Origin of the sequence: Asaia siamensis (genome assembly GCF_014635085.1) — a bacterium.
Taxonomy (GTDB): Bacteria; Pseudomonadota; Alphaproteobacteria; order Acetobacterales; family Acetobacteraceae; genus Asaia; species Asaia siamensis.
Window position 1 is genome coordinate 21,807 of record NZ_BMCH01000007.1, and the last position, 20,171, is coordinate 41,977.

Consider the following 20,171-nt stretch of genomic DNA (forward strand, 5'->3'; position numbering starts at 1 on the left):
AAAACCCTGTTTACATCGTTGCCATGACACGCGCACCTCTCATCGGTCTCACGCTCGATATCGAACCGGGCGGCCCCCAGGAATTTTCGCGCTGGCCCTACCACGCGCTGCGCCAGAATTATTTCAGCGCAATCGCGACCGCCGGGGGGCTGCCCGTCGGATTGCCCCATGACCCCGCACTTGCCGCAGCACTGATGGCCCGTCTCGACGGTCTGGTCGTGACAGGAGGGGCTTTCGACCCCAATCCGGCACTTTACGACGAGGCACCACATCCCCGCACCACGCTCAAACCCGGTCGCACCGATGCCGAGCTTGCCTATCTGACCGCCGCTCGCAGCAGGGATCTGCCCGTGCTTGGAATCTGTGGCGGCATGCAGCTCATGGCCATTGCCTGGGGGGGCTCGCTGTTTCAGCACCTGCCCGAACAGGCCCCCGGCCCGATTGCCCACGAACAGCCCAACCCGCGCGACGAGGCCGGGCATGAGGTGACCATTCTACCCGGCACGCTGCTCTCGCGCTGCACGGGGGCAACAGGGATGCGCGTCAATTCATCGCATCACCAGGGTGTACGCGATGCAGGAAGTCTTGTGACAAGCGCTTACGCGCCCGATGGTCTGATCGAGGCAATCGAGACGGATGACGGAATTTTTCGTCTGGGGGTGCAGTGGCACCCGGAATTCGCTATCGATCCGGGAGACGCGCGTCTATTGGCTGAATTCATCAACGCCGCCCGACACGCGACACCACAGGACTGACGAGCATGACCGAAGAACAAAAGGGCGAGCGCATCGCCAAATGGATGGCCCGCGCTGGCGTAGGCAGCCGACGCGACATTGAGCGCATGATCGAAGCCGGGCGCATTCGCATGAACGGCTCTTCGGTCGAGCATCCCGCCACCTTCGTGCAGGATGGCGATATCATCCAGCTCGACGGCAAGGTGATCGGCAACAAGGAACACACACGCGTCTGGCGTTATCACAAGCCCGACGGGCTGATGACCACCCATCGCGACCCCCAGGGCCGTCCCACCGTGTTCGACTCCCTGCCCGAGGGCATGCCCCGTGTGGTGAGCGTCGGGCGTCTCGATATCAATTCCGAAGGGCTGCTCCTGCTCACCAATGACGGTGAACTGGCCCGGCGCCTCGAGCTGCCCTCGAATTCCTGGATCCGCCGCTATCGCGTGCGCGTGTTCGGCGTGGTGGACGAGCGCAAGCTGGCCGCTCTGGCCAACGGCTCGGAATTCGAAGGCGTGCGCTACGGCCCCATCGAAGCCGGTCTGGACTCGCAGAAAGGCGATAATGCCTGGCTGACTGTCAGCCTTCAGGAAGGCAAGAACCGCGAAATCCGCCGCGTCATGATGGGGCTCAATCTGCATGTCAGCCGTCTGATCCGCGTTTCCTACGGCCCATTCCAGCTCGGCACGCTGCAGAAGCGCGAGATTGAAGAGGTTCAGGGCAAGATCCTGCGCGAACAGGTTCCCGGACTCGCCGCTGCCCCGCGTCGTGTTCGCCGTGTCGTGAAAGACAAGACCCCCGACATCGCCAGCCCTGAAGCCGAAGAAGAATAATGCGTATCGTCGGCGGTGAGCGCAAAGGCGTCGCCCTTCAATCCCCTCGGGGCGAAACCACCCGCCCCACCTCCGACCGCGCCCGTCAGGCCGTTTTCGACATGCTGGCCCACGCCCCCTGGGCGGGAGCGGATTTTCTGCATGAAGCCCACGTGCTTGATGCTTTCGCTGGCACAGGTGCTCTTGGTCTTGAGGCTCTCTCCCGCGGCGCAGCTTCGGCCATTTTCATGGAGCAGGACCGTAGCGCCCGCGCCGTGATCTCGGCCAATATCCGCGCCTGCCGCTTTGATGATCGTGACCTCTCGGTGCTGACATGCGATGTGACCCGCGCACCGCGCGCCTCTCGCCCCTGCACGCTCGTCTTCCTTGACCCGCCTTATGGCAAAGACCTGGTGCCCGCTGCCCTCAAGGCCCTGACCCGCTCGGGCTGGATCGCGCCCGGTGCCGTTATCGTGGCCGAAACTGCCGTCAAAGACGAACTCGCTGTCGATCTCCCCCTTCTGACCGAGCGTCGCTTCGGTGTCGCTCAGGTCAGGATCTGGCGGGCTTCGTGATCCCGGAGCTCCGCCCTTGACCTGCGGAGGGACAAGCCCCCCCCCTCGATCCCCAGTTTAATCAATCAGGTTTGCCAAAGGACGACCGTCTTTTAGCGAGGAGCGGGGCCGAGCCCCGCATGACACGAGATTGGCGGAAATCTGTCCTTTTTTGCTCTCGTCTCGCCGCGTTGTTCCGCTATAGTTCTGCCATACGACAGGTATAGTTTCAGACGATGCTCGACGCCCCATGTGCGGGGTGCAACGAATTGCGCAAGCACAGGAAGATGTGAATTTGGCTTTGTTCAGCCGCTGGCTCTCACCCGCCAACGCCTCGCCCAGACTACGCAGCCAGTTGCATGACCGGTTGACGGAGCTTGGCGGGTTTGTCCTGCTTGCTCTTGCGCTTGCGCTCGGTGTCGCCCTGTGGAGCTATAATCCGCAGGACCCGTCTTTTGATACCGCGACCACGGCTGTACCCACCAACCTTCTGGGGCAACCCGGAGCAACCCTTGCCGATGGGCTGGTGCAATGGCTTGGCCTGGCCAGCGCGCTGCCGATTATCGTCATGCTGTGCTGGGCGTGGCAGATCGTGCGCCATCATGCGCTCAGCGTGCCCATCCTGCGCTTTATAGCCTTTCTGTGCCTGCTGCCGGTTGCGGCGGCGCTTATCGCCACCCTGCAGGTTCTGATGCCGGTTCTGACCACAAGCTGGCCTTCGCGGGCTGGGCTTGGCGGACAGCTGGGGCTCGTTCTGGCCGATCATCTGGTCGCAACCGGGCGGGCGACGCTCGGCCGGGCGGGCGGCGTAATTTTTTCCCTGCTCGGCCTGCTTCTGACAGTCCTTCTTATTCCGCTTGCGGTTGGTCTGCGCCGTAGTGAGTGGCGCGCCCTGTTCAGGGGCGCCCGCTCCGTGGGCAAGGGATCGGAACATCTGGCGCGCCGCATGGGCAATCGCGCCCGTCAGACAACACCCCCTGACTGGAGCAGCTACGAGCCGATCGAGGCGAATGCCTATCGCCATGAGCATCCCTACCCCTCGCCCAGACAGGCCAGCGAAACGGCGCGCCAGCCCTTCATCCCGGCCAACACAGGATGGCTCCAGCCTCCGGAGAAGATCGACGAAGCGCTGCCGGCCCTTGCGAACACCCAGACGCAGAATACCCAAACGCAGAGCTCACAGGCGCGCACCCAGACGTCCCCCGTGGCCGAGCCCTCTGCACCTGCCAATCCCTATGCCATGCAGCTGGCACAGATCGCCCGCGATCAGGAAAGCGGCCCCCGCCCGGCGGCCGTGACGCGTTATGCCGAGATCGAAGACGCCACGCCTTATGCGGAGGAACCGGCCCCAAGACCTCAGCCGCAAGAGGAGCCCAAGCGCGGATTTTTCGGGTTCGGACGTGCCCGCACAGAGCGCCCCAGCCATGAACAACCCGCTGCTGCCGCACGTCAGGGCTGGGAAAGCGCGGGCTGGCAGCCGCCCTCGCTCGGCCTGCTCCGCAAGGCGCCGGCCCATGGTGGCAGCGGCCCCTCCAATGAGGTGCTGCAGGCCAATGCGCGCCTGCTGGAACAGGTTCTGTCTGATTACGGCGTACAGGGGCAGATCGGCGACATCCATGCCGGGCCCGTGGTCACGCTTTATGAGCTGGAACCGGCGCCGGGCATCCGTTCGGCCCGTGTGATCGGTCTGGCCGATGACATTGCACGATCGCTTTCGGTGCTGAGCGTGCGTATCGCAACCGTGCCGGGGCGTAATGTCATCGGCATCGAGGTGCCGAACGCCTCACGCGAGACCGTCTATTTCTCCGAACTGCTCGACACGCCCGAGTTCCTCGAACCCGGTGCGCAGCTTCGTCTGGCACTCGGCAAGGATATTGCAGGCAACCCGGTCTATGCCGATCTCGCCAAGATGCCGCATCTGCTGATCGCCGGCACCACGGGTTCGGGCAAATCGGTTGGCGTGAATGCCATGATCCTGTCGCTGCTCTACCGGCTGACGCCGGAAGAATGCCGCCTGATCATGATTGACCCGAAAATTCTCGAACTTTCGATCTATGACGGTATCCCGCATCTGCTGACGCCGGTCGTAACCGAACCGAACAAGGCCGTTGCCGCGCTCAAATGGACCGTGCGCGAGATGGACAAACGCTATCGCTCCATGGCCCATCTGCAGGTGCGCAATATCACGGGTTATAACCAGCGCGTGCGTCAGGTGCGCTCGACGGGTGAGCTGGTGACGCGTCGTGTGCAGACGGGGTTTGACCCCGAAACGGGCCAGCCTGTTTTCGATGAGCAACAGCTCGCGCTCGAAACCATGCCGCATATCGTGGTGGTGATCGACGAAATGGCCGATCTGATGATGGTCGCAGGCAAGGAAATCGAAGCCGCCGTACAGCGTCTGGCGCAGAAGGCGCGAGCCGCAGGCATTCACGTCATCATGGCGACCCAGCGTCCTTCAGTCGATGTGATCACCGGCACCATCAAGGCCAATTTCCCGACACGTATCTCCTTCCAGGTCATCAGCAAGTTCGACAGCCGCACCATTCTGGGCGAGCAGGGCGCCGAGCAGCTGCTTGGCCAGGGCGACATGCTTTACATGCAGGGTGCTGCGCGCATTACCCGCGTGCATGGCCCCTTCGTGACAGACAGCGAAGTCGAGGATGTCGTGGCAGACCTGCGCAGCAAGGGCGAGCCGATCTATAATGATGAGGTGATCTCCAGCCTCGAGGACGAGGGCGGGAGCGCTTCTTCGAGCGGCAATGGCATGAATGGCGGCGGATATGATGCTGAAGCCAGCCTTTTCGATCAGGCGGTCGATCTGGTGACGCGCGAAGGTAAGGCCTCGACCTCCTTCATCCAGCGCCATCTGTCGATCGGCTATAATCGTGCCGCCAAGATCATCGAGCAGATGGAAAAGGAAGGCATCGTGAGTTCGGCCAATCATGTCGGCAAGCGCGAGGTTCTGGCCCGCCGTCAGCGCGACGAAGACTGATCCTCCCCTCCCCCAATGTCGGATTTCCCCTATCCCATCCTGTATCAGAGCCCGCGTCTCATCGTGATCGACAAGCCCGCTGGGCTCCCCGTTCATCCGGGCCCGAAAACGACGCATTCGGTCGAGGCGCTGTTTCCGCTTCTGTCACGACGCAAGGATGGTCCGTGGCTGGTCCATCGCCTTGATGCCGATACCTCGGGCTGTCTCATGATTGCATTGCGCAAGCAGGCTCTCGTAGAGGCGCAGGCGCTTTTCGCCTCCGGGCAGGTCCGCAAGACCTACTGGGCCGTCGTTGGAAAAGCCCCGGTGGAAAACGAAGGCGTCATCGACACCCCGCTGCGCAAGGTCGCGACGAAAGAGGGCTGGCACATGGCGCGCCACGCCAATGGGCAGAAAGCCGTGACCGCCTGGCGTGTGCTTTCACGCAGCCAAGGCAGGGCTCTGATGGAATTGACGTTGCTCACGGGGCGTACCCACCAGGCACGCGTGCATTGTGCAGTTCTTGGCTGTCCTATTATCGGCGATGGCCGTTATGGGGGCGGCACCGGTGCCTTGCATCTGATGAGCCGTTCGCTGCACGCGACACTTACGACAGAGCAGGTTTCTGCGCGCGCCGAGCCGTCAGATACGTTCCGCCGCACCTGTCATGATTTCAGCCTGACGCTGCCGTAAAACAGAAACCAGAACCGGAACAGCCAGGTCTCGGCCGGGCGCTGACGGATGAAGCTGCGCTCTGTCAGCAGAAAACGCAGGCGTGTTCCAAATCCGCCGCCAAGCACAGTCTGGAGGCGCGACAGAAATACACCAGCCTCCGGCTTGAGGGCTTCGGCGCAATCAGGGTCCTGCAAACGGACAACCAGTGCCACGAGCAAGGCCATGAAGGCCTTGGGGCCACGACGCAAGGCCCGCATTCCTCTGGCGAACAGTGACCGCTCGACACCCACAGCATTACGCCGATGCTGCCGGTAAAAACTCACACATCGGTCATCGAAAACAATCTGCCCCCCGGCTCCCAGCACCAGCACATAGCTCCACCAGTCATGGAGCACGCCTTTCGGCGCGTGAACCGACCGGATGAGTGCCGCTGCCTCGGCGTTGAGCATCACCGTATGACCGGTCGCGATATTCTGGATCAGGGCCGAATAGAAATCGGGAATACGCCTGAGAGGCAGTGATGGCCCGAATACCTGCAGCTTTTCATCGGTAAGGAACTGACGCGCGCAATACAGGGCAGGTCCTGTCAAACCTGCGAGTTTCTCACGTGCCCAGACAAGTTTTTGCGGCACCCAGACATCGTCCTGATCAGCGAAGGCAATGAGGGCATCCTGGGGGGCTGCGGCGAGCAGCAGGGCATAGGAACAGGCTACCCCGAGATTACCCGGTTCAGCCTCGATCTCGACGCATCGTCCCAGGCCACGATGCTCCTGAAAAGACAGCATGATGGCGCGCGACGCATCCTGAGACCCGTCATCGCGCCAGTAAAGACACCAATTGGCATCAGTCTGCGCTAGAAAGCTGTCAAGCTGCTGGTTGAGAAAGGCCTCGCCGTTATAGACGGAAAGCAGGATCGCTACGGGCGGCGGTGCCGCCCTTTGGGCGTCCCTTCCTCCCACCGCGTATAAACGCGGTGCTTCAAAAATCGTCCTGCCCTCTACAGACACGTTCAGATTGGCTTGGTCGCAAAATGCTCATCGACCGCACGGGTGACGCCATCGCGCCATTCCGGCAGGCTGATGCCGAAAACCTGCTTGAGCCTGCTGCAATCGAGGCGGGAATCCTGAGGACGCTTTGCCGGGGTCGGCCAATCCTCCGTGCGGATGGCAGCAACCTCGACAGGCATGGCCTGCCCATGTCGGACGGCTTCCTCAAGAGCAGCTACTGCAAGACCGTGCCAACTGGTCTCACCCGTGCCGCTGGCATGGTAGAGACCAGCAAATTTGTCCTGCCATCCGGCTTCGACCTGATCTGAAATGGACAGAATCGCCGTTGCCAGATCATCTGAACTGGTCGGATTACCGTATTGATCGCCCACCACCTTGAGATGGGTATTCTTCGCACCTGCATTGACCATGGTGCGAACAAAGTTCTTGCAGTGACCCGAATAGACCCAGGAAGTGCGCAAGACGATGCTGTGCGGCTGGGCTTTCAGGACAGCCTGTTCGCCCGCAGCCTTGGTGCGGCCATAGACTGTCTGTGGGGTGACCGGATCGGTCTCGACATAGGGCGTGCCCTTGTCACCCGCATAGACATAATCCGTGGACACATGGATCAGTGGAATATTGCGCTCGGCACAAAGCCGCGCCAGTTCTGCCGGTCCGGTCTCATTGGCGATGGTCGCCCCTTCGATCTCGCTCTCGGCCAGATCGACCGCAGTCCAGGCTGCGGCATTAACGACCACAGACGGTTTGACCCGATCGAGCGTGGTCGCCATCGTCTCGGATGAGGCAAGATCGAAAGCGGGGCGGCCCACCACCACGACCCGATCACCGCCAAGCATTTTCAGCGAGGTCGCAAGCTGACCCTGACCACCCGTGACGAGTATGTGCTTTTCCGTTGCCGTGCTCATCAGTACTGGAACCATCCCTTGGCTTCGGTAAAATGCGGTGCAATCTTGTCCTTGTCAGACAGCACCACTTCGCTCTCGGTGATCGGCCAGTCGATCGCCAGATGCGGACAATTCCAGATGACGGCTCGCTCGGACGCCTTGTCATAAAGGGAGGTGCATTTGTACTGCACTTCGGTGTTTTCCTGCAAGGTGACAAAGCCATGCAGAAAGCCGGGGGGAACCCAGAGCTGCGACCAGTTCTCTTCGGAAAGCTCAGCAGCAACCCACTTCCCATAGGTCGGCGAACCGGTGCGTGCGTCAACGGCCACATCCCAGATCGCGCCCTTGGTGCAACGTACGAGCTTGCCCTGAACGAACGGCGCTACCTGCGAATGCAGGCCGCGCAGAACACCTTTCTGAACCGACAGGCTCTGATTGTCCTGCACGAAGGTCAGATCGATTCCTGCCTCGACCATCTTCTGATGATTATAGGTTTCGGAAAAGAACCCGCGGGTATCGCTGAAACGCTGCGGGGTGACCAGAATGACGTCAGGAATGGCGAGACGTTCGACTTTCATGGGACCGGCTCCTAGTTTCTGCCTGACTGGGTCTGCTGCGCAAGTTCCAGCAGCATACGACCCAGTTCGGTCTTCTTTTTGGCGTTACCCTGAACAATGAGCTGCTCACGATCAATGAAGCCCATGCGATAGGCGACTTCGGTCGGTGAGCCTACCAGCATGCCCTGACGGGACTGAATGGTCTGAACGAAAAGCCCTGCCTGCATGAGACTGTCCGGCATACCGGCATCGAGCCAGGCGCAGCCACGGCCCAGACGATCAACCTGAAGCGACCCTTCTGCCAGATACATCTGGTTGAGATCGGTAATCTCGAGTTCGCCACGCGGGCTCGGCTGCACCTTCTTCGCAAATTCGACGACACGGCTGTCGTAGAAATAGAGGCCTGTCACAGCCCAGCTCGATTCCGGTTCACTGGGCTTTTCGATGATACGCTGCGCACGACCGCTCTCGTCGAAACTGACCACGCCATAACGCTCGGGGTCACGCACCTGATAGGCAAAGACCGTCGCGCCCTTGGGACGTGCCGCAGCAGCACGCAGCAATACGCTCAGATGATCGGCAAATATCAGGTTATCGCCGAGGGCAAGCGCGCAAGGCGACCCGTCAATCCAGTCTTCCGCAATCAGGAAAGCCTGCGCCAGACCATCGGGCGAAGGCTGCTCACGATACTCGAAATGTACGCCAAACTGCGAACCGTCTCCAAGCAGACGCTTGAACTGCGGCAGATCATGCGGCGTGCTGATGATCATGATATCCTTGATCCCCGCCAGCATGAGCGTGGTCAGAGGATAATAGATCATCGGCTTGTCATAGACCGGAAGCAACTGCTTCGAGGTTGCCAGCGTCATGGGATGCAGGCGCGTACCCGAGCCCCCGGCCAGAAGAATGCCCTTCATTGGCTTGGCGTTTTCGGTGCTCATGCTTTTGTTCCCAGTCTCTGTCCGGTGTAGCGGCGGGCGCGTATGCCTTCCCACCAGTGACGGTTGTCGAGATACCATTGAACGGTGCGACGAATGCCCGTTTCGAAATCGTGCTTCGCCTTCCAGTCGAGCGCCTTTACAGCGTGGCTGGGGTCAATCTCATAACGGAAATCGTGACCGGGACGATCGGTGACAAACCGGATCAGACGCTCGCGCGGCCCGGCCGGATCAGGCGACAATTCGTCGAGCACTGCGCAGATCGTCTTGACGACATCGAGATTGGTGCGCGGCTGGCGGGCGCCGATGGCATAGGTTTCGCCAGGCTGACCACGCTCGACAGCCTTCACCAGCGCCTCGGCATGATCTTCGACAAAAAGCCAGTCGCGAATGTTCTCGCCCTTGCCGTAAACCGGCAGTTCCTTACCCTCGAGCGCATTGATCGTCACCAGCGGGATGAGCTTCTCGGGGAAGTGCCAGATACCGTAATTATTGGTCGTGTTGGTCACGAAGGTGGGCAGACCATAGGTGTGATACCAGGCGCGCACCAGATGATCCGAAGCCGCCTTGGACGCTGAATACGGGCTGCGGGGGTCGTAAGGCGTCGTCTCTGTGAATGGCGGATCGTCGAGTTCGAGATGGCCGAACACTTCGTCAGTCGAGATATGATGGAAACGGAATGCCTTCTGCGCCTCGGCACCAAGCGTCTGCCAGTAGCGGCGAGCAGCCTCGAGCAGCGCGTATGTCCCGGTCACATTCGTCTCGACGAACACACCGGGCCCATCGATCGAGCGATCGACATGGCTCTCTGCTGCAAGATGCATCACGGCATCGGGACGGTATTCGTCAAAAAGCTTCTGAAGCTCGACACCGTTGACGATATTGACGGCAGCGTGACGATAGCGCGGATCGGCAGCCACCTCGCCAACCGTCTCCTCTGAGGCTGCATAGGTCATGCAGTCCACATTGAGCACTTCATGAGACGTCTGACGTATTAGATACCTGACCACGGCAGATCCAATGAACCCGCAGCCACCTGTCAACAATATTCGCATCGTTACTCTCAGTCACAGCATTTTCAGGGGCGGCAAATCCGGGCATCCGCACCGCCTTGTCATTCTCCCAGTATAATCTGCAAGGGTGGATAGGAAAGATACGATGTGCGACAAAATACATAGACGTATCTTCTTGTTGCGAAGACGAAAAAAAAGATGTCTGGGTCAGATGGAGAGGCGGCTCAGATTATTTCAATAAAAATACATATAACCCTGAAAATTGTTGAGAGAAGAAGACTGTTCTGTGAATTTTTCCACGAGAATACGCAACTTTATCTAAAGAAAGATACTTATAGAGAATTGATTTGTATATCATTGCAAGAAATAGAATTATACTATTTTAGTGAAATTATCGTTATACATTAATATCAATGGTTTTATTCGTATTTATTTATTATTTTTCTCAATTCTCTGTTATTTTCTATTCAATATCGCGTCCTTACACGAAGATGACACAATTTTTCAGCTCATCGGGTTCTTTGAGTCACACGTCGATAAACAGCCCGTGAGGGCTCTCGCGCACTCAGATCCGTTTGATCACCCTGAACGCCGTCAAGGCTGCCAGGCTTCCGAAAATCACAACCCCCAGAGACTGACCGACCAGAATACCGATTGGTCCATAAAAGGAGCCGATCCACACAAACGGGATCGTTCCCAGCGTGGCCCGCCCCCAGTTGAACCCGGTCGAATAAAGCGGATGGCCGAGATTGTTGAAAGCCGTGTTCGAGACGAATAGCAGACCCACGAAGAAGTAGCTCGCCACCAGCCAGCAGCAGAACAGCGTGACGATACGTATCGCCACCCCTTTCGACGCGAAGAGATGCAGGATGGGGGTATGGAACGCCGCCAGAATGGCCCAGGTCAACACCACGCATAAAGCCGTGAGCTTGAGCGAGGCATAAAGCGTCTCGCGCACACGGTCTTTCTTTCCGGCACCCAGATTCTGCGACATTATCGGCCCGACAGAGCCTGTCAGGGCAAACACAAAGGCAAAGGCAACCGGCACAATGCGATCAATCGTTGCCTGACCCGAAATCGCTTCCAGCCCAAATCGCGACATGAAATGCGTCGTGAAAAGCCCACCGATCGGCGTGGCCAGATTGGTCGCGATGGCGGGCAGGGCCACCCCCCCGATCTGGCGCGTTGCAGGCGCGATCGCCCAGAGACGCGGCCGTTCCAGCATGCGGTGGTTGCGCAGGCTGTAAAAGCCGAAAGCCACCACGGTCCCCCGCGAGATGATCGTGCTGATGGCAGCGCCTGTCAGACCCATATGGAACCCGAAGATAAGGATCGGATCGAGCAGGGCTGAGACAAAAGCGCCAACCAGCGTGACCTGCATCGAGCGACGAGCGTCACCCACGCAGCGCAGCAAGGCCGACTGCGCCATGCCGTAACAGACCAGAGGCAGGAATGGCGAGACGAGATGGAGGAACCCGACCGCCTGAATCAGCGCCTCTCCCCGCGCCCCGAGCAGCGTAAGCAGAAAAGACGCCAGAACCGCCGTCAGACTGCCAAGCACGGCTGTGACCGCGACCATCACCACCATGAAAGCCGATGCGAAACGTCGCGCCCGTATGACACGCCGCGCTCCGATCAGCCGCCCGATAATGGCACCGAGACCGATCGTCATGCCGATCGAGACGGCTACCTGCACATAGCCAAGCGCCGCGGCAAAGCCGATGGCTGCCGTCAGCGCCGGGTCATGCAGATGCGAAATGTACCAGAAGTTGAGCAGATCGACCGCGAAGACGGCCATCAGCCCGATTGCGCCTGTCCCTGCCATGACCACGACATGGCGCATGATACTGCCATGAACGAAGCGCGCCGGGCGGGTCGCCTTGAGATCAACCTCAGGCGGTGGCTCCTGCTGCGCCAGATCATCGGGGGAAATCTTGTCGGGGGGAGGCGAAGTCAGAGACATATCCCCATGATCCTGCCCTGTTCGCAGGCCAGTGGGAACGACAGAAATTCGGAATGGAGCTTTTTTTACCGATATTCCAGCGCTCTGCCCCGGCCCCGCGAAGGGGCAAGGCCCTTCGATCCCCGCTTCGACTCAATCAGGTTCCCAAGGGACGTCCGTCCTTTGGCGGGGGGCGTGGCAGCGCCCCCCGCCTGCCCTCTTACTTCTGGGCCTTCACTTCCTTGATCCAGGCATCCACGCGATCGGCGAGCAGGTTCAGCGGCAGGGCACCACCTGAAAGCACGACATCGTGGAATTTGCGGATGTCGAATTTCGAGCCAAGCTCGGTTTTCGCCTTTTCGCGCAGACGCAGAATGGTCTGCTGGCCAAGCATGTAGCCCAGAGCCTGACCGGGCCAGGCAATGTAGCGATCCGTCTCGGCCTGCATGTCAGGCTCGCTGGTGGGCGGATGCGCATGGAAGAATTCCAGCATCTGGGCGCGGGTCCAGTGCAGATCATGCACACCCGTATCCAGAACCAGACGATCTGCACGCAGAAGCTCCCCGTTCAGGCGACCATAATCGCTGTAGAGATCCTTGTAGAAGCCCAACTCCTTGCCCAGGCCCTCGGCATAAAGCGCCCAGCCTTCAATATAGGCATTATAGAACCCCTGCTGACGGAAAGGCGGCAACGGCAGGGACTGCGCCGTGGAGATCTGGAAGTGATGACCAGGCACCCCCTCGTGATAGGCTGTATCCTCGATCGTATAGATATCGCGCTTGGCATAATCGCCAGTGTTGACGAACACGATGCCAGGGCGTGAGCCATCGGGCGTGCCCTGGTGATATTCGGCGCCAGCCGCCTCGGCCTCGCGATAGCGCTCGACGGGACGCACTTCCAGTTTGGTAGTCGGGATCCTGTCGAAATCGCGTGTGAGGGCGGGCTCCATCTGCGCGATATACTTGCGGTAGAGATCGATGATCTGCTCGCGCGACGTGGCGTAGAGCTTGGGGTCCTTGTCCACGGAGGCGCGCAGGGCTGCCAGATCGGAAAAGCCGAGCTTGTGGGCAATCTCGCCCATCTCGCCCTCGATCTTTGCAACCTGATCGAGCCCGAGCTGGTGGATTTCCTTCGGCGTCATGGTTGTGGTGGTCAGGGTGCGGATATCATAGCGATAAAGCGCATCCCCTCCCGGAAGTGCCCAGACACCCTCCTGAGTGCGACCATGGGCAGCGTAGCCCTGCTTCATGAAAACAGCCAGACGCTGATAGGCCGGTCGCACGTCATGATCGATGGCGGCAATAATCGCCTTGCGCAGACGTGCCTGATCCGCAGCGGAAACGCTGGCAGGGAATTTCGTAACAGGCTCGCCGAACGGACTTTTTTCCCCTTCGGGTGCTGCAATCTGCTCGACCTGCTGCTCGGCTTTTTCAAGCAGGAAACGCGGCGGCATGAGGCCGTCTTTCTCACCCAGACGAGCCAAGGCAATGACCTGATCGATCGCCTTCGGAATGCCACGCAGACGGGTGAGGTAGTCCTCGTAATGCTTCGTGGTATCGAACGGAATGCTGGAGACGAAGCCCGGATATTGCAGCTGGGCGCCGTTCATCTGGTCGATGGGCATCTCATAGGTCTTGAGACGGATACCCTCGAGCGTATCCTGAAGCTGCTGGATGATCATGGCACGGCTGATCTGGCGCTGGTCATCGAGCGATGAGGGCGTGATAGCCTCGAAACGCTTCAGAAACCCCGTCAGGACCGGAACCGAACCCTTGATATGGGCAAGGGAGAGATCGCTCCAGCGGTCATTGTAACGATAGTCACCGATCGAGGTCGCGAGCTCGGGCGCGTTTTTGAGCTGATACTGCCATTCCTCGTCGAGCAGCCTGTCAAAGGCCGTCGCGGCGCTGGTGTCAGACGTGACGACCTGAGCCGGAGAAGCGAGCGCGGTTGTCGCACCGAGAAGGCAACCGAACCCAAGCAGGGCAAGGCGGGAGAGACGGGGGGACTTCATCAGCGATGGTTCTCCTAAGCGCGCCGGCACACGGCACGCCAGGAAGGTCAGAACGCCGCATGCCAGTCTGTCGAGGGAACCTTCATAGCGGTATCGTTACGATGCCACCACCCGCCACCCAGCGCCTGAAACAGGGCAACACTATCGGTAAACCGTGTCGCCTTGGCCTGGATCAGGTTGAGGCGGGCCTCAAGCTCGATCTGCACTGCCGCCTGGAGCAGGATGGGGCTGATATCTCCATAGGACATCTGGCTCTGGGAAATGCGCAGGCTGCGCACGGCAGCGTCTTCATTCGCTGCGCTGATGGTCAGCGCATCCGAATCATCCTGCAACGCATGGAGCGTGTCGGCCACGTTCTGCATCGAGGTCAGCACGGTGTTTTTATATTGTTCGGTGGCCGCCAGCAGATTGTCCCGCGCCTGACGCTCGAGATGCATCAGCTCGAAACCCTGGAAGATGGGTTGCGCCACCATGGCGCCAATCGACCAGTTGCCATAGCCGGGTGTGAAGAACTGGCTCATCGCATTGATGGCCTGACCCGGCGTTGCGGAAAGCTGCACATTGGGCAGCCGGTTGGCAATCGCCACACCGACCTGCGCGCTGGCGCTGTGCATCTGTGACTCAGCCGCACGTATATCGGGACGCTGCGACAGAAGCGCGCTTGGCAGGCTGACCGGCAGAGTGGCAGGCAGACGGTAGGTCTCGAGCGGGATCTCGGGCAGCATCTCGTTCGGGGTGACGCCGACAAGGGCGGCAATCTGGTCATGCGCCTGTTCGGCCTGCAGATGCAGAGGGGGCAGCGTCGCCTGTGCCTGGGCGAGGGCGGCCTTCTGCGCCAGAACCTGTGCCTCGGCTATGTCGCCAAGGCGATACTGCTTTTCCATCACATCGAGCAGCTTCTGCTGGGTCGCAATGATGTCTTTTGTGGCCTCGATCTGGGCGTTGACGCTCGATTGGGTGATGAGCGTCACGATCAGCGTGTTCACCAGCGTGTTCGTCGTCGCAATCAGCTGGAAACGCTGCATCTCTGCCTGAGCGGCCTGGTTTTCCACCTGACGGCGCAACCCGCCCCAGAGATCGGGCTGGTACGAGATGTTCAGCTGCAACGTGTGCAGATTATAGAGCATCTCGTTATTGCCCGGCACAGGCGACAAGGCCTTTGACGTCTTGTTGCGTGTCGGATTGAACGAGGCCGAAATGCTGGGAAGCAGAGGCGCCCCGGCTACTTTTGTCTGCTCATAAGCGGCCTTGAGCGAGGCTTGCGCCGATTTGAGCGACGGGTTGTTCTGCAGGGCACGGGCAACGAGGGCGTCAAGCTGGGGCGCCCCGAGCGCCTTCCACCATTCTCCGCTCAGATCGGCGCCTACGGTCAGGGTCTGGGCAGCACCCGCCGCACCGCTGCCGGATGTGCCATGAACAGAGCCCGGCAGAGCCGTGCTCTGATAACCGGCATTCCCTAGCACCGCAGGCCTGTGGAAATCAGGCCCTATGGCACAACCAGACAGGGCAAGGGCGGCAGCGCAGCCCAGCAAGAGGGATTGCCTCATGACACGCCTCCCGAACGGCGCGCCTTGCGGCGCTCTATGAAGTGCTCCATCTCGAAAAAGAAGACGGGCAGAACGAAGAGGGTCAACAGGGTTGCGATGCCCAGACCGCCCACCACCACGGTAGCCAGACCGCGCTGCACATCCGTGCCGACGCCAGTTGCGAGAGCAGCTGGCAACATACCTGCGCTGGCAACCGTCGCCGTCATCAGGACAGGGCGGAAACGCTCGGCAGCACCCGCCAGAACCGAATCATGAATGCTCAGACCGGCACGATGGTGCCGGTTGATGGCCGCAATCATGATGATGCCGTTCTGCACGGCCACACCGAAGAGGGCGATGAAGCCCACGGCAGTTGCGATGTTGAGCGTCTCGCCACGCAGATGCAGGGCGATCAGACCGCCCAGCGTGGCAAGCGGCACTACGCTGAGCACCAGAACCGCATGGCGGAACGTGCCGAATTCCATGAACAGCAGCAGCAGCATGATCGAGAACATGACCAGAAGCGCCACGCCCAGACGGGCCTGGGCACGCTGTTCCTGCTCGAAACTTCCTGCCCATTGCAGGCGGTATTTGCGCGGGTCGAAATGGACCTGTGCCGAGATGCGCTTTTGCGCATCCTCGAGATATTGCGACAGCGGGCGCTGACCATTATCAACGCGAATGGTGATCTGACGCTCGCCCATCTCATGGGCAATGTTGCTCTCACCCATGTGCAGACCCACATCGGCCACTTCCGCCAGCGGGATGGGCGCGCCTTCGGTCGAACGCAGAGGCAGGGAGCGGATCGAGGCAAGGTCGTTCAGATCCCTGCTGCCCACATGAAGTGTCGCATTATAGACGCGGTCTTCCACATAGACCTGGGTGATGGCGCCATCGCCGATGGCATTCTGAACGACCGTGCTGATATCCGATACGTTGATTCCATAGCGCGCAGCCTGATCGCGGCGTGGCGTGATCATGAGCTGCGGTATCTGCGGCTCCTGGAAGATCGAGGCATCGGCTGTGCCGGGCACGTCATGCAGAATGCCCACGATCTCACGTCCGATACGACGCAGTTCATGAAAGTCATTGCCATAGACGCGCAGGACGAGCGGTGAGTGGGCACCACCCACCAGATCGTTCATGCCATCCTGAATAGGCTGGCTGATACCGAAACTGATCCCGGGAATCTGCGAAAGCCGCTCGCGCAGACGTGCGATGAACTGCGCCTTGGTCTCGCCAGATGCCCATTGATCATAGGGTTTGAGCCCGACAGGCATTTCGATATGCGAGAATGTCCACGGGTCCGTGCCGTCATCATTTCGGCCAAGCTGGGTGATCGCATAGGACGTCTCAGGGAACTCCCTGATGGCCGAACGCACTTCGCTGGCAATACGGCTGCCTTCATCAAGCGAGATACCCGTCGGGAGCTGCACCTGAAGCCAGAGCGCGCCCTCATCGAGATCGGGAAGGAATTCGCGACCGACCGTCGCCCCCAGAACCAGAACCGCCAGCAGGGCCGCACCACCACCGATATAGGTCACCAGCGGGCGGGCCAGCATATGGTTGAGGCCACGCTCATAGGCATGATGCAGCGCCTCAAGCGGACGGTTATGCCAGATGCGGCGTGGCTTGTACAAAGCCAGATAGCTGAGCGTCGGAATGAGGCAGAGCGCACAGGCCAGAGCGCCGATCAGGGCGAAGCTGACCGTATAGGCCATCGGCCGGAACAGCTTGCCCTCGCTGCCCTCGAACGCAAAGAGCGGGCTATAGGCCACGATGATGATCAGTGTGGACGAGAAGATCGAACGCCCGGCGATACGGGCGACACTCAGCACTTCGGTGCTGGTCAATGTCGCTTTCGGCGATTCCTCTCGCAGACGCAGAATGGCCTCGGTGATGACGATGGCGCCGTCCACGATGACGCCGAAATCGATGGCGCCGAGCGAGAAGAGATTGGCTGCCATACCGAAGAAATGCATCAGCACAAAGACGGTAGAGAGCGCGAGCGGAATGGTGACGGCCGTCACAACGGCGCTGCGCGGGCTGCCGAGAAACAGGGTGAGAATGACCAGAACGAGGCCGATACCCTCCACCATGGTCTCACCGACCTTGTGGGTGGTGGCCTTCACCAGATTATCGCGATCAATGTAGGGGACGAGACGCACATCGAGCGGTTTGAGACGCTCCTGCAACTGGTCGACCACGCCATGCACGTTGTCCAGCACCAGAGACGGGTTGGCGCCAGACAGCATGGTCACGATGCCTTCGATGGTATCGGGATTATTGTCCTTGCCGAGAATACCCTCACGGATCTGATGGCCGAACTGCACCTGACCCAGATCGCTCAGCAGGACAGGCGTGCCGTTATGCTGCGCGACGACAATGCGTTTCATGTCGTCCAGCGTGTGGATCATGCCTACGCCGCGCACGATATAGGATTGCTCGCCACGCGTGACACGCCCGCCCGCGGCATTGGCATTGTTGTTCTTGATGGCGTTAACCACGTCATCGGTGCTGAGCCCGTAGCGCAGCAGCGCCTCGGGCTTGAGCACCAGCTGATATTCGCGTGTGAGACCGCCAAAGTTATTGACGTTCACAATGCCTGGCACGCGCTGCAGCGTGGGAATGACGATCCAGCGCTGCACGTCGGAAAGCTGCATCAGATCCATCGAATCCGATTCCAGCGTGTAGCGGAAAATCTCGCCTGCCGGCCCGGTGATCGGGCCAAGCTGGGGTGTCACGCCATCGGGCATGCTGGCCGTGCCCAGCAATTCGAGCACAAGCTGGCGTGCCGTAAAGACATCGATCCCGTCATGGAAGATCAGGGTGATGAGCGACAGGCCGAACGTGCTGCTTGAGCGGCTCTCGGTCACACCCGGTACGGCAGCAAGGGCGCGTTCAAGAGGCACGGTGACCTGCTGCTCCATCTCTTCGGCAGCAAGACCCGAAACCTGGGTAGTGACCTGAACGTTGACAGCGCCGAGATCAGGATAGGCCTCTACCGGCAGAACACGCCAGGCATAGCCACCCGCAAGGGCCAGAAAGACAGCGCAGATAAAAACGATATGACGGCGCGCAAAGCACCAGGAAATCAGGGTCGCGATCACGGATTATAGGGCTCTCATCTGCGGCGCTGACAAATCAGTCATGATCATTGAGAAGGATGGCACCACGGGTGACGATCGTCTCTCCCGCCTGCAACCCTGAGAGAACACGCACCGAGTCCCCCTCGTCATAGCTCACCGTCACGGCACGACGGCGGAAATGCATCGGGGCGCCGTCCTGAACAAAAACGGTCAGACGGTCATTGTTCATCAGAAGCGCCGTCTTGGGGATGATCACCATCTCGGGCTGCTTCACCGCAATCTCGATATCGGCAAACATGTTCGGGCGCAGCATCCCATCGGGATTGTCGCAAAGGATATGAGCGATCACGCGTCTCGTATCGCTGTGCAAGGCCGGCTCGATCGACTGGATGGGAGCCGCGCAATGCCTGCCCGGCAGGGCGCTGATCTGCGCGCTCATCTGCTGGCCCAGTGAAACGATACCAACTGAATCCTCTGGGATTTCGGCGTCGATCTGCACCTGGGAAAGGTCCAGCAGAACCGCCTGCACTGCCGTTGCATCCGTGACATTCACCCCCTGGGCGAGCGTCGTGCTGGCAATCAGCCCGTCTACCGGAGCCACGAGGCGCACAAGCCCCTCGCCATCCTGATCCGTGCGACTGTTCAGGGTTTCAAGACGACGGGCAGCGCGCTGGCTCTCGGCCTTTGCCTGAGCCAGATCGTTGAGGGCGGAGTCCAGATCCTTGCGGGCATTGCCGCCAACGGCAAGCACATCCTGTGCACGCTTGACCACACGTTCCTCGTAGGTCTGCTGGGCTTGGGCCTTCATCAGATCGGCATAGGCCTGATCGAGATCGCCAGAGGCCAGCACGGCCAGGACATCGCCCTGATGCACCATCTGACCCGGCTGAAGATCGGTCCTGATCACATGGCCGGTCACGGGTGTCAGGATGTTGAAGCTGCGCCGGGGCTCGGCCGACACCATGCCAGGCACACGCAGCCCGTGCGCAAGCACGCTCGCTTTGACCGGCTCGACATGCAGACGTTTCATGAGGGGTGAGTCATCAGCGACGATCACCACACCGTTTTCACGGGTCAGCTGCGCCAGAGGACGACCTGGATGAGAACCACCATGCTCATGAACGATCGTGATAACGACCCCGAGAAGAACGATGGCTATGAGCGCTGCCAGACCTAGGCGGCGGATAAGAGGTGCCTGCATGGTCAGGCAAGGCCGTCAAGGGAGCGCATGGAAACCTCGGCTCAGGGGGTATTGAAACAATTTGTTGCAGTTGATAGCCGTTCAATCCTGCTTCGCCAAGCGGCGTCCGGCCTCAGACCCGTGTTCTAATAGGCTATGGTCTCGAAACGCGCATGATAATTTCATGTCATGCGCGAAACCGAAATCATTTTACGTTGAATTCGAGCCGGGCCCCGTGGCCGGACAGACCTGCCGGGATGGCCTGCTCTGGCACC

General features: G+C 60.1%; 15 protein-coding genes. 5 read left to right on the forward strand and 10 right to left on the reverse strand.

The features are described 5' to 3' along the window. The first annotated feature begins 23 nt into the window (after window positions 1-23). From IEV53_RS12280 to IEV53_RS12300, 5 genes are all read left to right on the forward strand, one after another. Window positions 24-755, forward strand: a complete 732-nt coding sequence (locus tag IEV53_RS12280; protein ID WP_188427129.1) for a gamma-glutamyl-gamma-aminobutyrate hydrolase family protein — start codon at window positions 24-26, stop codon at window positions 753-755. Window positions 756-760: 5 nt separating this feature from the next. After that, window positions 761-1,567 carry a pseudouridine synthase gene (locus tag IEV53_RS12285; RefSeq protein WP_188427130.1) on the forward strand — a complete coding sequence of 269 codons (807 nt, stop codon included), beginning with the start codon at window positions 761-763 and terminating at the stop codon, window positions 1,565-1,567. Then, on the forward strand, window positions 1,567-2,121 hold the full coding sequence (gene rsmD / locus IEV53_RS12290; RefSeq protein WP_188427131.1) for a 16S rRNA (guanine(966)-N(2))-methyltransferase RsmD: 555 nt from the start codon (window positions 1,567-1,569) through the stop codon (window positions 2,119-2,121). Before IEV53_RS12285 ends, rsmD begins: the two co-directional genes overlap by 1 nt. A gap of 274 nt (window positions 2,122-2,395) precedes the next feature. Next, window positions 2,396-5,092, forward strand: a complete 2,697-nt coding sequence (locus IEV53_RS12295; protein WP_229719871.1) for a DNA translocase FtsK — start codon at window positions 2,396-2,398, stop codon at window positions 5,090-5,092. Window positions 5,093-5,107: 15 nt separating this feature from the next. Continuing rightward, window positions 5,108-5,764, forward strand: coding sequence for an RluA family pseudouridine synthase (locus tag IEV53_RS12300; RefSeq protein ID WP_188427133.1), 657 nt, complete (start codon window positions 5,108-5,110; stop codon window positions 5,762-5,764). Here IEV53_RS12300 and IEV53_RS12305 read toward each other — a convergent pair. The 10 genes from IEV53_RS12305 to IEV53_RS12350 all read right to left on the reverse strand — a co-directional run bounded on the left by IEV53_RS12305 (window position 5,737) and on the right by IEV53_RS12350 (window position 19,917). After that, window positions 5,737-6,705, reverse strand: coding sequence for a glycosyltransferase (locus tag IEV53_RS12305; RefSeq protein WP_188427134.1), 969 nt, complete (start codon window positions 6,703-6,705; stop codon window positions 5,737-5,739). The genes IEV53_RS12300 and IEV53_RS12305 overlap by 28 nt on opposite strands. A 50-nt stretch (window positions 6,706-6,755) precedes the next feature. After that, complete coding sequence (rfbD, locus tag IEV53_RS12310) at window positions 6,756-7,658, reverse strand: dTDP-4-dehydrorhamnose reductase (protein WP_188427135.1); 903 nt, start codon at window positions 7,656-7,658, stop codon at window positions 6,756-6,758. Further along, on the reverse strand, window positions 7,658-8,215 hold the full coding sequence (rfbC, locus tag IEV53_RS12315; protein ID WP_188427136.1) for a dTDP-4-dehydrorhamnose 3,5-epimerase: 558 nt from the start codon (window positions 8,213-8,215) through the stop codon (window positions 7,658-7,660). The genes rfbD and rfbC overlap by 1 nt, the downstream gene beginning before the upstream one ends. A gap of 11 nt (window positions 8,216-8,226) precedes the next feature. Beyond that, window positions 8,227-9,135, reverse strand: a complete 909-nt coding sequence (gene rfbA / locus IEV53_RS12320; protein ID WP_229719872.1) for a glucose-1-phosphate thymidylyltransferase RfbA — start codon at window positions 9,133-9,135, stop codon at window positions 8,227-8,229. Next, on the reverse strand, window positions 9,132-10,187 hold the full coding sequence (gene rfbB, locus IEV53_RS12325) for a dTDP-glucose 4,6-dehydratase (RefSeq protein WP_188427137.1): 1,056 nt from the start codon (window positions 10,185-10,187) through the stop codon (window positions 9,132-9,134). Before rfbB ends, rfbA begins: the two co-directional genes overlap by 4 nt. A 523-nt stretch (window positions 10,188-10,710) precedes the next feature. Next, window positions 10,711-11,988 (reverse strand): MATE family efflux transporter, encoded by a 1,278-nt coding sequence (locus IEV53_RS12330; protein ID WP_188427252.1) that lies wholly within the window; start codon window positions 11,986-11,988, stop codon window positions 10,711-10,713. A gap of 319 nt (window positions 11,989-12,307) precedes the next feature. Beyond that, a complete protein-coding gene (locus IEV53_RS12335; protein ID WP_188427138.1) occupies window positions 12,308-14,101 on the reverse strand; it encodes a DUF885 domain-containing protein in 1,794 nt (597 codons plus the stop codon). A 47-nt stretch (window positions 14,102-14,148) separates the two neighbouring features. Continuing rightward, window positions 14,149-15,648, reverse strand: coding sequence for an efflux transporter outer membrane subunit (locus IEV53_RS12340; protein WP_188427139.1), 1,500 nt, complete (start codon window positions 15,646-15,648; stop codon window positions 14,149-14,151). After that, window positions 15,645-18,737 carry an efflux RND transporter permease subunit gene (locus tag IEV53_RS12345; RefSeq protein ID WP_188427140.1) on the reverse strand — a complete coding sequence of 1,031 codons (3,093 nt, stop codon included), beginning with the start codon at window positions 18,735-18,737 and terminating at the stop codon, window positions 15,645-15,647. The genes IEV53_RS12340 and IEV53_RS12345 overlap by 4 nt, the downstream gene beginning before the upstream one ends. A 34-nt stretch (window positions 18,738-18,771) precedes the next feature. Further along, on the reverse strand, window positions 18,772-19,917 hold the full coding sequence (locus IEV53_RS12350; RefSeq protein WP_188427141.1) for an efflux RND transporter periplasmic adaptor subunit: 1,146 nt from the start codon (window positions 19,915-19,917) through the stop codon (window positions 18,772-18,774). Window positions 19,918-20,171 lie beyond the last annotated feature (254 nt).